Annotated in this window: 6 protein-coding genes and 1 rRNA gene; 5 read left to right on the top strand and 2 right to left on the bottom strand. The window is 71.9% G+C overall.

The window, feature by feature from the left end; all coding sequences use genetic code 11:
• Together rrf and AB0E96_RS12735 are read left to right on the top strand one after the other, a co-directional pair.
• Positions 1–87: ribosomal RNA gene (gene rrf, locus AB0E96_RS12730) — 5S ribosomal RNA — on the top strand; the annotation flags it as partial.
• Positions 88–146: 59 nt separating this feature from the next.
• A complete protein-coding gene (locus AB0E96_RS12735) occupies positions 147–992 on the top strand; it encodes a phosphatase PAP2 family protein (RefSeq protein ID WP_359822078.1) in 846 nt (281 codons plus the stop codon).
• A gap of 43 nt (positions 993–1,035) precedes the next feature.
• Here AB0E96_RS12735 and AB0E96_RS12740 read toward each other — a convergent pair whose 3' ends face one another.
• Positions 1,036–1,599: an acetate uptake transporter gene (locus AB0E96_RS12740; RefSeq protein WP_359822080.1), complete on the bottom strand. Its 564-nt coding sequence runs from the start codon at positions 1,597–1,599 to the stop codon at positions 1,036–1,038.
• Positions 1,600–1,976: 377 nt separating this feature from the next.
• Positions 1,977–4,538, bottom strand: coding sequence for a SpoIIE family protein phosphatase (locus tag AB0E96_RS12745; protein ID WP_359822082.1), 2,562 nt, complete (start codon positions 4,536–4,538; stop codon positions 1,977–1,979).
• Positions 4,539–5,110: 572 nt separating this feature from the next.
• Between AB0E96_RS12745 and AB0E96_RS12750 the strand changes: the two genes are divergently transcribed.
• From AB0E96_RS12750 to AB0E96_RS12760, 3 genes are all read left to right on the top strand, one after another.
• Entirely contained in the window at positions 5,111–9,616 is a 4,506-nt protein-coding gene (locus tag AB0E96_RS12750) for a HAMP domain-containing protein (RefSeq protein WP_359822113.1), read from the top strand.
• Positions 9,617–9,910: 294 nt separating this feature from the next.
• Complete coding sequence (locus AB0E96_RS12755) at positions 9,911–10,549, top strand: response regulator (protein WP_049659044.1); 639 nt, start codon at positions 9,911–9,913, stop codon at positions 10,547–10,549.
• 141 nt (positions 10,550–10,690) lie between these two features.
• Complete coding sequence (locus AB0E96_RS12760; protein WP_359822084.1) at positions 10,691–13,366, top strand: DNA translocase FtsK; 2,676 nt, start codon at positions 10,691–10,693, stop codon at positions 13,364–13,366.
• Positions 13,367–13,385 lie beyond the last annotated feature (19 nt).

The following is a 13,385-nucleotide window of genomic DNA, read 5'->3' on the forward strand; positions in this document are numbered from 1 at the left end:
GGTTACATTCCGAACCCGGAAGCTAAGCCTTACAGCGCCGATGGTACTGCAGGGGGGACCCTGTGGGAGAGTAGGACGCCGCCGAACAATTCTTCCGAAAAGCCCCTTCCCATCCGGGAAGGGGCTTTTTGCGTTACCCTCTGCCAATGCAGAACCTGACCCTGACCTGGCAGTCCGCCGGGGCCGCCGCCATCGCTCTCCATGCGGGCGCGTACGCCGTGGCGAGGGGCCGGAAGCCGGCGCTGTCCGCGCTGCTGCGGGAGGCCGGCACGCTGCTGGCGCTGTTCGCGCTCTGGCAGTTGGTCGGGCACCTCTCGGTGATGAGCACGGACCACGCGCTGGATCGGGCGAGCTGGATCCACCACACCGAGCAGGTGGTGGGACTGCCGGACGAGGCCTCCTGGCAGAGGGCGGTCACGCCGTACCCGGTACTGGTGAGGCTGGCGAACTACTACTACGCGGTCATGCATTTCGCGGTGATGCTCGCGGTCCTGCTCTGGGTGTTCGTGCGGCACCGGGAGCGTTACGCGTGGGTGCGCAACACGGTGGTGATCACGACCGCGGTCTGTCTGCTGGTGCAGTTCATCCCCGTGGCGCCGCCGCGGATGCTGCCGGAGAGCGGCTTCGTCGACGTGGCGGCCCAGTACGGGCAGTCGGTGTACGGCGGCGCGGTCGGCGGTGTGGTGGTGGCGGACCAGTTGTCGGCGATGCCGTCGGTCCACGTCGCCTGGTGCGTGCTGGCGGCGGTCGCGGTGATCCGGGTGTCGCGCAGTTCGCTCCGTTGGGTGATGGTGCTGCACCCGTTGCTGACGGTGGCGGTGGTCGTGGTGACGGCCAACCACTTCTGGCTGGACGGCATCGTGGCGGTGGTGATCCTGCTCCTGGCCTACGCCGTGCTGGCGTTGGCGGCACGGCGACGGGGCCGGGCCTCCGCCGGGACGGAGGTCCGGCCCCTCGGTGCCGCTGAGGAGCGGCTGGAGCAGGTCGGCTGAACCGACGACGGTCACGTGAACCAACGGTCACGTGAACTGACGGTCACTTGACCGGCAGGGCGACCCTTCCCCAGGAGCCGTTGGTCAGCCCGGAGGTGGCCCAGTACCAGGCGGCGAGCCCGGAGAGGGCCGCGATCCAGCCCGCGGTCTTGGCCAGACCGCCGTAGCCGCCGAAGGTGGCGATGGCGGAGAGCAGCAGGGAGACCGTCAGCAGGCCGTAGACGGCGCGGCTGAGCAGGTTCGCGCCCCAGCTCGCGGCGGTGAGGGTGAGGGCGAGCAGGGCCCACAGGAGCAGGAAGAGGCCGGCGGCGTTCTTGCCCGCCCCGCCTGCCGCGGACCAGACCGCCCAGAAGGCGCCGAGGCTGGTGAAGGCGGTTCCCGTGAAGCCCTCGCCGCCGCGGAGCTGCCAGAGGCCCGCGATGAAGAGGGTGACGCCGCCGAGCAGATGGGCGAGGTGGGCCGCGTTCCCGACGCCGGCTCCGTGCAGGATGCCGGTGGAGAGCAGGCCGTAGGCGAGCAGTGTGAGTCCGAGCGCGAGGTAGCCGAGGTTACCCGCGTCGGCTCCGGTGGAGCGGGCGTTCGTTGCCCCGGTAGCGTCGTTGCTCACCGGAGGCTCCTTTCACTCTGGTGTTTCACTCTGGGCGCGCGCAGGGCGCGGTGACGCTGTGGTGGCGTCCGGAGGAGTGGAGGTGAGTGGATGCGCGCGACCGCGCCGAGGGCGCACGACTGAGAGCGTGCGCGGGCTGCGGTCGGAAGTGATGGGTCATCCGAAGTGACGGGCAGCGGAGAGCCGCTGGTCACGTCCCCGCCGGAGGGAATCCCCGGTGGGATCGGTCTACCCGGCCCGATCCGCTTGTACCGTTGTGAATATAACAATTTGTGACTGCGTCAGCACGGCGCGATCGTCAAAGCCCGATCGACGCAGCCTGATCGACACGGCCCGGTCGGGGCAGCCCGCTCGGCGGGGCGCACCCCGCGGAGCTCTCACGCCTGGCGCTGGGTGGGCACCCGCAGGGTGAGGATCGCCATGTCGTCGGAGGGCGGCTCCGGGGCGAAGCGCTCGACCGCGCGCTGCACCCGGGCCGCCACCGCGCCGGCGGTCAGGCCGGTACAGCCGGTGAGCACCTCGGCGAGGCCGTCGTCGCCCAGCATCCGCCGGCCTTCGCGGCGTTCGGTGACCCCGTCGGTGACGCAGAGCAGGACCTCGCCGGGGGCGAGCACCAGGTGCTCGGCGGTCAGGTCGAGGTCGTCCATGACGCCGAGCAGCGGCTGCGGGGTGGCGGCACGGTCGACCTGGCCGTCGGTGCGCAGCCGTAGCGGCAGCGGGTGGCCGGCGCAGACGAGGGAGAGCTCGGTGCTGCCGTCCGGGCGGGGCGTCAGCTCGCCGTAGAGCAGGGTGAGGAAGCGGCTGCGCGAACCCTCGTCCAGGATGGCCGCGTTGAGCCGGCGCAGGACCTGCGGGGCGTCCAGGCCCTCGCGGGCGAGCAGGCGCAGCGAGTGCCGGGCCAGGCCGGTGACCGAGGCGGCCTCGGGGCCGGTGCCGCAGACGTCGCCGATGGCGAAGCCGTAGGTGCCCTCGCGGATGGTGAACAGGTCGTAGAAGTCGCCGCCGACCTCGTTGCCCTCGCCGGCCGCCTGGTAGTAGACGTCCACCTCGACGCCGGGGATCTCCGGGAGGTCCGGCGGGAGCAGGCTGCGCTGGAGGGCCTGGCTGGTGGCGGTGCGCTCGGAGTAGAGGCGGGAGTTGTCCAGGGCGAGGGCGGCCCGGCGGGAGAGGTCCTCGGCGAGTTCGAGGATCTCCTGGCGGAACCGGACGCCGGTCGGGACGCCGAGCACCAGCAGGCCGATGACGCGGTTGCGGGCGGTCAGCGCGAGGACGACGGTCTCGCCGAGCAGGCCGGCGAGTTCCGGGCCGTCGGTGAGTCCGCAGGCCTCGGCGGTCTCGGCGGGGGCGGTCCAGAACCGGACGCCGTGGGTGGGCCCGGCCTCCGGGGCGGGGGTCTTGTCGAGCAGGTCGCGCAGCGGGTCGATGCGGTCCTCGTCCTCGTGCAGCACGAAGGCGAGCCGGGCCACGGAGGCGTGGTCGGCGGTGGTGTAGACGGCGCACCAGGAGGCGAGGGTGGGGACGGCCATCTGGGCCATCAGCGCCAGGGTCTGCTCGTGTTCGAGGGTGCCGGCCAGCAGGTCGGAGGCCTCGACCAGGAAGGAGAGCGAGCCGCGGCGCAGCTGTTCGAGCTCGGTCAGCCGGGTGCTCTCGACGGCGAGGGCGACCCGGTCGGCGGCGAACTGGAGGCGCAGCGCGTCCTCGTTGTCGTAGCGGCCGGGGACGGCGGCGGCGATGCCGAGCGAGCCGATCAGCCGGCCCTCGACCTTCAGCGGGACGGTGATCAGGGAGCGCATGCCGCTGTCGGAGAGCAGGGGCAGGCCGGTGGGCCGGGTGGAGAGGTCCTCGTGGACGGAGGGCAGCCGGGCGGAGTCGTAGCGGTTGCCGGTCCCGACCGGGAAGCGGGTGTGCCGGCGGTGCCCGGCGGTGAGGCCGGTGGCGGCGCGGACCTCGAACTCGGCCTCGTCCTCGGTGGTGAGCAGCAGGTACGCCGCGTCGCCGTCGAGCAGGTCACGGGCGCGTTCGACGGTGCGCTGGAGCAGGGTGTCGAGGTCCTCGGTGGCGACCGGGCCGGCCAGCAGGTCGAGCCGGGGGCCGGCCTGGTCCGGGCGGTCGCCGGGCAGGGCGCGGGCGGGGGAGCGCAGCACCGCGCGGTCGGGTTCGAGGACGAGCAGACAGAGGGTGGAGGGGACACCCTCGGTGTCGCGCAGCCGGACCTGGACGCCGTACACCTCGACCTCGCGGCCGTCCTGGCGGCGGATGCCGTAGCCGCCCTCCCAGCGGGCCATCCGCAGGGTGTCGGTCAGGCCGAGGCCGCGGGCGGGGGACTGCGGCCAGACCGCGAGGTCGGCCCAGGGGCGGCCGAGGACGGCGGCGGCCGGGTACTGGAAGAGCGCCTCGGCGTCCTGGTTCCAGGCCAGCACCCGGCCGTCCTCGTCGAGCTGGACGACGGCGACGCGCACCGGGCCGGGGCCACTGGGCAGGTCGCTGCCGGGGGTGGCGGGAACGGCGTAGCGGGTGCCGAGCACGTGTGCGGGCAGCGTGAGGCGGAACCAGACGGTCTTGCGGCCGGCCGCGTACTCGACGCCCCACCGTTCGGCGAGGGCGGAGCACATCAGGAGGCCGCGGCCGCCCTCGCCGTCCGGGTCGGCGTAGCGGTCGGAGTCGGCGACCGGACCGTCGCCGAGCGAGGGCAGGCCGCGCTCGGGATGGTGGTCGGTGACCTCGATCCGGACGCTCTCCTCCTCGCGCAGGCAGCAGACCTCGGCGGCGGTGCCGGCGTGCACGACGGCGTTGGTGACGAGCTCGCTGACCAGCACGACCGCGTCGTCGACGACCTCGGGCAGCCCCCAGCCGAGCAGCGCGTCCCGGACGAAGCCCCGCGCGGCGGCCGCGGACCGGCCGTCGGGGTCGAAGGTGGCGGCTGCGCGCGCGGTGACCACGTTGCCACTTCTCCTCTGCTGCTCTTGCCCTGGTTGTCCGGGGTGCGGCGCCGACTCCCCCTGCGCGCCGTCGGGGGTGAGCGGCGGCGCTGGGTCGGGTTGTGGCCCGGTGCAGCGCTCCACCCTACTTTCCGCTTGGTTCCCCGTGGGGGCGGGGAGTCGAAACAGGCACCAGAGGGTGATTCTGCCCACCTGTTTCGGACGGTGCGGTACGAACCGAGCGCAACCGGCCGTACACCCGGTGCCGGTGCTGCCAGACTGGGGGGTCCGCGACGGCCGACGGGAGCAGTACGGTCGTGTGGGTGCCGGTGCGTCGAGGGCCGCCGGTACACAGCCCAGCCGGGCCGGTGCCCGGGTGCGTGCCGCACCGGCACGGCCGGTCACCGGACAGTTCACGATGTGGGAGGGGCCCGTTGAGTTCGGCCACCAAGGACGCAACCGGAACGACGCCGCCCGCCCCGCGCGGTGCGCGCCCCGGGGCCGTGCCGCGGAACGCGGCCGGCCGTCGGGCGAGCCACAACCGCGGAGCGGAGCCCGCCGAGCTGCGCAAGCTGCTGTCGGCGCTGACCGCGATGAGGGACGGCAACTTCCGGCGCCGGCTGACGGTCCCCGGGGACGGGCCGCTGGCCGAGATCGCCGCAGTCTTCAACGAGGTCGCCGAGCGCAACCAGCACCTGACCGGTGAGCTGGCGCGGGTGCGTCGGGCGGTGGGCCGCGAGGGCCGGCTGAACGAGCGGCTGGAGACCGGCGCGGGCGAGGGCGCCTGGATGGCGGCGGTCGACAACTGCAACGCGCTGATCGACGACCTGGCCCGTCCGATGTCCGAGGTGGGCCGGGTGCTCACCTCGATCGCCGAGGGTGACCTGGACCAGAAGATGGAGCTGCGCTCGCTGCACAGCAACGGGGTGAGTCACCCGCTGCGCGGCGAGTACCTGAAGATCGGGCGGACCGTCAACGGGCTGGTGGACCAGCTCTCCGAGTTCACCGACGAGGTGACCCGGGTGGCCCGCGAGGTCGGCACCGAGGGCAAGCTCGGCGGCCAGGCCAAGGTCCGCAGCGTGTCCGGCAGTTGGAAGGACCTGGCGGACTCGGTCAACACCATGGCGGGCCGGCTGACCGCCCAGGTGCGCAACATCGCCCAGGTGACCACGGCGGTGGCCAAGGGCGACCTGTCCCGCAAGGTCACCGTCGAGGTGGCCGGCGAGATGCTGGAGCTGAAGAACACCGTCAACACGATGGTGGACCAGCTGAACGGCTTCGCCGCCCAGGTCACCACGGTGGCCCGGGACGTGGGGACGGAGGGACGGCTCGGCGGTCAGGCCCAGGTGCCGGGGGTGGCCGGGGTCTGGCGGGACCTGACCGACTCGGTGAACTTCATGGCCGACAACCTGACCGGCCAGGTGCGCAACATCGCCCAGGTGACCACGGCGGTGGCGCGCGGGGACCTCTCGCAGAAGATCGAGGTGGACGCGCGCGGCGAGATGCTGGAGCTGAAGAACACCATCAACACGATGGTCGACCAGCTCTCCGGCTTCGCCGAGCAGGTGACCCGGGTGGCCCGCCAGGTGGGCACCGAGGGACGGCTCGGCGGTCAGGCACAGGTGCCCTGGGCGGCCGGGGTCTGGCGGGACCTGACCGACAACGTCAACTTCATGGCGAACAATCTCACCGATCAGGTGCGGAACATCGCCCAGGTGACGACCGCGGTCGCCAAGGGCGACCTGTCGCAGAAGATCCAGGTGGACGCGCGCGGGGAGATCCTGGAGCTGAAGAACACCATCAACACGATGGTCGACCAGCTGGGCGCCTTCGCGGACGAGGTCACCAGGGTCGCCCGGGACGTCGGCACCGAGGGCATCCTCGGCGGCCAGGCCAGCGTGCCCGGCGTGGCCGGCATCTGGAAGGACCTGACCAACTCCGTCAACCTGATGGCCAACAACCTCACCAGCCAGGTCCGGAACATCGCCGAGGTGACGACGGCGGTGGCGCGCGGCGACGTCTCCAAGAAGATCACCGTCGACGCCCGGGGCGAGATCCTGGAACTGGTGACGACCGTCAACACCATGGTCGACCAGCTGTCGGCGTTCGCCGACGAGGTGACCCGGGTCGCCCGTGAGGTGGGCACCGAGGGCATCCTGGGCGGCCAGGCCCGGGTGCGCGGGGTGTCGGGCATCTGGAAGGACCTGACCGACAACGTCAACTTCATGGCGTCGAACCTGACCGGGCAGGTGCGGAACATCGCCGAGGTCGCCGGTGCGGTGGCGCGCGGCGACCTCTCCAAGAAGATCGCCATCGACGCGCAGGGCGAGGTGGCGGCGCTCGCCGCGACCCTCAACACCATGGTCGACCAGCTGTCCTCCTTCGCGGTGGAGGTCACCCGGGTGGCCCGCGAGGTGGGCACCGACGGCACCCTGGGCGGCCAGGCGAGCGTGCCGGGCGTGGCCGGCATCTGGAAGGACCTGACCGACAACGTCAACCAGATGGCCAACAACCTCACCGGTCAGGTGCGGAACATCGCGCTGGTGATCACCGCGGTGGCCCGCGGCGACCTCTCGCAGAAGATCGACGTCGACGCGCGCGGCGAGATCCTCCAGCTCAAGACCAACATCAACACCATGGTCGACCAGCTCTCCGCCTTCGCCGACGAGGTGACCCGGGTCGCCCGGGAGGTGGGCACCGACGGACGGCTCGGCGGCCAGGCCCGGGTGCCCGGCGTGGACGGCACCTGGCAGGACCTCACCGAGTCGGTGAACGAGCTGGCCAACAACCTGACCCGGCAGGTGCGCGCGATCGCCCAGGTCGCCACCGCGGTCACCAGGGGCGACCTGAGCCTGCGGATCGACGTGGACGCCGCGGGCGAGCTCGACGAGCTCAAGGACAACATCAACCAGATGATCGCCAACCTGCGCGAAACCACCCGCACCAACCAGGAGCAGGACTGGCTCAAGACCAACCTGGCCCGGATCTCCGGCCTGCTCCAGGGCCGCCGGGACCTGGAGGCCGTCGCCTCGCTGATCATGACCGAGCTGACCCCGGTGGTCTCCGCCCAGCACGGTGCCTTCTTCCTCTCCCAGCCGGCCGGCCGCACCGCGGAGCTGATCACCGAGGACGACGACGAGAACGACACCGTGCTGCGCCTGATCGGCAGCTACGGCTACCAGCGGCGGGCGATGCCGACCACCTTCCGGCCCGGGGAGTCGCTGATCGGGCAGGCCGCGGTGGAGAAGCGGGCGATCATCCTCAAGGAGGCGCCGCCCGGGTACCTGAAGATCGCCTCCGGGCTCGGCGAGGCCTCCCCGGCCCACATCGTGGTGCTGCCGGTGCTGTTCGAGGGGCGGCTGCTGGGTGTGATCGAGCTGGCCACCTTCAGCTCCTTCACCACCGTCGCGCTGGACTTCCTGAACCAGATCGCCGACCTGATCGGCGTCACCGTCAACACCATCAGCGTCAACACCAAGACCGAGGGCCTGCTGCTGGAGTCCCAGCGGCTGACTGCCGAACTCTCGATGCGTTCCGCCGAGTTGGAGGCCCGCCAGGAGGAGCTGGAGCGCACCAACGAGGAGTTGCAGGAGAAGGCCGAGCAACTCGCCCAGCAGAACCGCGACATCGAGATCAAGAACGGCGAGATCGAGGAGGCCCGGCAGGTCCTGGAGGAGCGCGCCGAGCAGCTCGCCCTGGCCTCCCGGTACAAGAGCGAGTTCCTCGCCAACATGTCGCACGAGCTGCGCACCCCGCTCAACTCGCTGCTGATCCTGGCCAAGCTGCTCTCCGACAACAACGAGGGCAACCTCTCGCCCAAGCAGGTCGAGTTCGCCGACACCATCCACGGCGCGGGCTCCGACCTGCTCCAGCTGATCAACGACATCCTCGACCTGTCCAAGGTCGAGGCCGGCAAGATGGACGTCCGCCCTGCCCGGATCGCCCTGGTCCAGCTGGTCGACTACGTCGAGGCCACCTTCCAGCCGGTCGCGCTGGACAAGAACCTGGACTTCGCCGTCCGGGTCTCGCCCGCGCTGCCGGTCACCCTGCACACCGACGAGCAGCGGCTCCAGCAGGTGCTGCGCAACCTGATCTCCAACGCGGTGAAGTTCACCGACGCCGGAGCCGTCGACTTCTCGATCCGCCCGGCCGGCCCGGAGGTCCCGCAGCACGTGCGCGAGCGGCTGCTGGAGTCCGGCTCGATCCAGGACCCGGACGACGGGCTGATCGCCTTCTCGGTCTCCGACACCGGCATCGGCATCCCCGGCAACAAGCTGCGGGAGATCTTCGAGGCGTTCAAGCAGGCCGACGGCACCACCAGCCGCAAGTACGGCGGTACCGGCCTCGGCCTGTCCATCAGCCGCGAGATCGCCCGGCTGCTCGGCGGCGAGATCCACGCCGAGAGCGAGCTCGGCAAGGGCTCCACCTTCACGCTCTACCTGCCGCTGCGCACCGAGGCCCCGGAGGCCATCGGCGAGCCGCGTCCGGGCGTCTCCAACGGCCTGGCGCCGCGCGCCTCGGTCGGGGTGACTCCGGTGGGCCTGCCGGTGCCGGTCGGCGAGAACCCGGCCGACCACTGGGCCCAGGAGGTCCGCGAGCTGGCCGAGGAGCGCCGCCGAGGCGCGGTGGAACGCCGGCGCAGCGCCCTGGAGAGCGCCGCCGGGCCGCGGGCGGTGGAGCCCGTGCAGCCCCGCCCGGTCAACGGCGACCGGCGCTTCGACGGCCAGCAGGTGCTGATCGTGGACGACGACGTCCGCAACGTGTTCGCCCTCACCAGCGTGCTGGAGCAGCACGGCCTGACCGTCCTGTACGCGGAGAACGGCCGCGAGGGCATCGAGATGCTGGAGCAGCACGAGAGCGTGGCGCTGGTCCTGATGGACATCATGATGCCGGAGATGGACGGCTACGCGACCACCGAGGCGATCCGCCGGATGCCCCAGTTCGCCGGCCTGCCGATCATCGCGCTGACCGCCAAGGCGATGAAGGGCGACCGGGAGAAGTCGCTCCAGGCGGGTGCCACCGACCACATCACCAAGCCGGTGGAGACCGACCACCTGCTGTCGGTCATGCACGAGTGGTTGAACGGTGACCGCACGTGATCGCGAGGGGAGGCGTGAACCCCGGACCGGGCCCCCGGGTTCACGCCGGTCGGCCGGTCGGTTTGCTGGCGGTCGGACCCGGGAACCCGGTAGGGTCACCGATCGTTGCGAACAGTGACCGGACGGCGACACGCTGGTGAGCGTGCGCCGGAGCACTGGCTGCGCGCCGCTCCGATTCGGGTCACGACGGGGCGATGTGCCGGGCGAGGGGGTGCGGCTAGCATGACCGGGGTAGCGGTGGGCAGTACGCGGGTGCCTGCACCGGGCGGCAGGCAGGCGACAGGAGGGCGAGCCCTGATGCAGAAGGCCAAGATCCTCCTGGTCGACGACCGACCGGAGAACCTGCTGGCGCTGGAGGCGATCCTCTCGGCGCTGGACCAGACGTTGGTGCGCGCGGCCTCCGGGGAGGAGGCGCTGAAGGCGCTGCTCACCGACGACTTCGCGGTGATCCTGCTGGACGTCCAGATGCCGGGGATGGACGGCTTCGAGACGGCCGCCCACATCAAGCGCCGCGAGCGCACCCGGGACATCCCGATCATCTTCCTGACGGCGATCAACCACGGCCCGCACCACACCTTCCGCGGCTACGCGGCCGGCGCGGTGGACTACATCTCCAAGCCCTTCGACCCGTGGGTGCTGCGCGCCAAGGTCTCCGTCTTCGTCGACCTGTACGCGAAGAACTGCCAGCTGAAGGAGCAGGCCGCACTGCTGCGCCTGCAGCTGGAGGAGGGCGGAGGCGAGCAGGCCCTCGGCGGGGCGCTGCTGGGCGAGCTGTCGGCCCGGCTGGCGGCGGTCGAGGAGCAGGCGGAGGCGCTCGGCAAGCAGCTGGACGGCGGCGAGGACGCCGGGGTCGCGGCCACCGCCGCGCACCTGGAGCGCAAGCTCGCGGGGCTGCGTCGGGCCCTGGACGCGATGCGGCCGGGCAGTTCCTGACCCTCGGTTCACCCGTCCGGGTGGTCTCGATGCGGCGACCGGGTGAAACCCGGTCAGGTTGACGGTGTGTCTGCGACACGTCCGGCCGCCCGGGCTCGGGCACATGTGCAGTGGTCGCCCGCCCCGGTAGGCTGCTGACCCATGGCCACTCGCACGCCCGGGAACGCAGCACGTAAGCCGAGTCCGGGACCGTCCAAGAAGACGGCGGCGGCGAAGGCCCCGGGCAAACCGCCCGCGAAGAGGGCGGCGGCGAAGAAGGCGGCACCCGCGAAGAAGGCGGCGGCCAAGTCGGCCCCGCCCCCGCCGAAGCCGTCCAGGTCGGTGCTGATGGGGGCGCTCAACGCCCTGGCGAGCCCGATCGCCGCGATCTTCCGGGGCTTCGGTGACGGTGCCAAGAACCTGCACCCGGACCACCGCAAGGACGGCGTGGGCCTGCTGCTGTTCGCGCTCGCGCTGGTGACCGCGGCCGGCACCTGGTTCAGCCCGCAGGGCTGGCTGGGCGAGGGGGCCACCGCCGTGGTGTCCGGGCTGTTCGGCCGGCTCGACGTGCTGGTGCCGTTCCTGCTGGCCGCGATGGCGATCCGGCTCTGGCGCCACCCGGAGCTGCCGGAGGCCAACGGGCGGATCATGATCGGGCTGAGCGCCCTGCTGGTCGGCGTCCTCGGGCTGGTCCACATCGGCTGCGGCGCGCCCATGATGGGCAGCGGCGCCTCCCGGATACGGGCGGCCGGCGGGATCATCGGCTGGGCCGCGTCCACCCCGATGATGGCCGCCGCCGGGCCGGCCCTGGCCGTGCCGCTGCTCCTGCTGCTGGCCTTCTTCGGGCTCCTGGTGGTCACCGCCACCCCGATCAACCGGATCGGCGAGCGGGTGCGGGGGATCGGCATACGGCTCGGCGTGGTCGAGCCCCGGCCCGAGGACGAGCTGCACTGGGGGCGCACGCCGGAGCGCGAGCTGTCCACCGACCCGCCGGAGGACGCCGACCCCGACGCGCTGCCGTTCACCGTGGACACCAACGGTGACGACCCTTCGGACGAGGTGGCCGCCCGCCGGCGCCGCCGCCGGCGCAAGCCGACCGACGAGCCGGAGGACGCCGAGCGGATCTCCCTGGACAAGGAGCCGCTGGACCCGTACGCCACCCGGGACCTCGCCGCCGGCGCGGCCGCCGACCTCGACGGCGCGCTGGTCTACGGCGTACCCGCCTCCTCCGCGGTGGCGGACATGATGCACCAGGTGCAGGACCGCACCGCCCCGCCCGAGGAGGCCGCCGTCCCGGCCGCCCGCAGCGGCCCGGGCGCGCCCGAGGAGCACGGCCCGGCGCCGGTGCGGATGGAGCAGCTCCAGCTCGGCGAGGGCGTCACCTACGCGCTGCCCTCCCTGGACCTGCTGGAGCGCGGCGGCCCGGCCAAGGCCCGCAGCGCCCTCAACGACGAGGTGGTCGCCCAGCTCACCGGCACCTTCGCCGAGTTCAAGGTGGACGCCAAGGTCACCGGCTTCACCCGGGGGCCGACGGTCACCCGCTACGAGGTCGAGCTCGGCCCGGCCGTCAAGGTGGAGCGGATCACCGCGCTCGCCAAGAACATCGCGTACGCGGTGGCCAGCCCGGACGTGCGGATCATCAGCCCGATCCCGGGCAAGTCCGCGGTCGGCATCGAGATCCCCAACCGGGACCGCGAGATGGTCAACCTCGGCGACCTGCTGCGCTCGCGCACGGCCGCGGAGGACACCCATCCGATGGTCGTCGGCATGGGCAAGGACGTCGAGGGCCACACCGTGATGGCCAACCTCGCGAAGATGCCGCACATCCTGGTGGCCGGCGCGACCGGCGCGGGCAAGTCGTCCTGCATCAACTGCCTGATCACCTCGATCCTCGCCCGGGCCACCCCGGACGAGGTGCGGATGGTGCTGGTCGACCCCAAGCGGGTCGAGCTGACCGCCTACGAGGGCATCCCGCACCTGATCACGCCGATCATCACCAACCCCAAGAAGGCCGCCGAGGCCCTCCAGTGGGTGGTGCGCGAGATGGACATGCGCTACGACGACCTCGCGGCGTTCGGCTTCCGGCACGTGGACGACTTCAACGCGGCGGTGCGGGCCGGCAAGGTCACCCCGCCGCTGGGCAGCGAGCGCGAGCTGAGGCCGTACCCGTACCTGCTGGTGATCGTCGACGAGCTGGCCGACCTGATGATGGTCGCGCCGCGCGACGTCGAGGACTCGGTGGTCCGGATCACCCAGCTGGCCCGCGCGGCCGGCATCCACCTGGTGCTCGCCACCCAGCGGCCCTCGGTGGACGTGGTCACCGGCCTGATCAAGGCCAACGTGCCGTCCCGGCTGGCCTTCGCGACCTCCGCGATGGCCGACTCCCGGGTCATCCTGGACCAGCCCGGCGCGGAGAAGCTGATCGGCAAGGGCGACGCGCTCTTCCTGCCGATGGGCGCGAGCAAGCCGATCCGCATGCAGGGCGCGTTCGTCACCGAGGCGGAGATCGCCAAGGTCGTGCAGCACTGCAAGGACCAGCTGAGCGCCGTCTACCGGGACGACGTGATGGCCGGGGCGGGCCCGAAGAAGGAGATCGACGAGGAGATCGGCGACGACCTGGACCTGCTGATCCAGGCGGCCGAACTGGTGGTCTCCACCCAGTTCGGTTCGACCTCGATGCTCCAGCGCAAGCTCCGGGTCGGCTTCGCCAAGGCGGGCCGGCTGATGGACCTGATGGAGTCGCGCGGGATCGTCGGCCCGAGCGAGGGCTCCAAGGCCCGCGACGTGCTGGTGAAGCCCGACGAGCTGGACGGGGTGCTGATCACCCTTCGGGGTTGACGGAAGGGGCCGTGCGGGG

It is taken from the genome of Kitasatospora sp. NPDC036755, from assembly GCF_040636595.1.
GTDB lineage: Bacteria > Actinomycetota > Actinomycetes > Streptomycetales > Streptomycetaceae > Kitasatospora.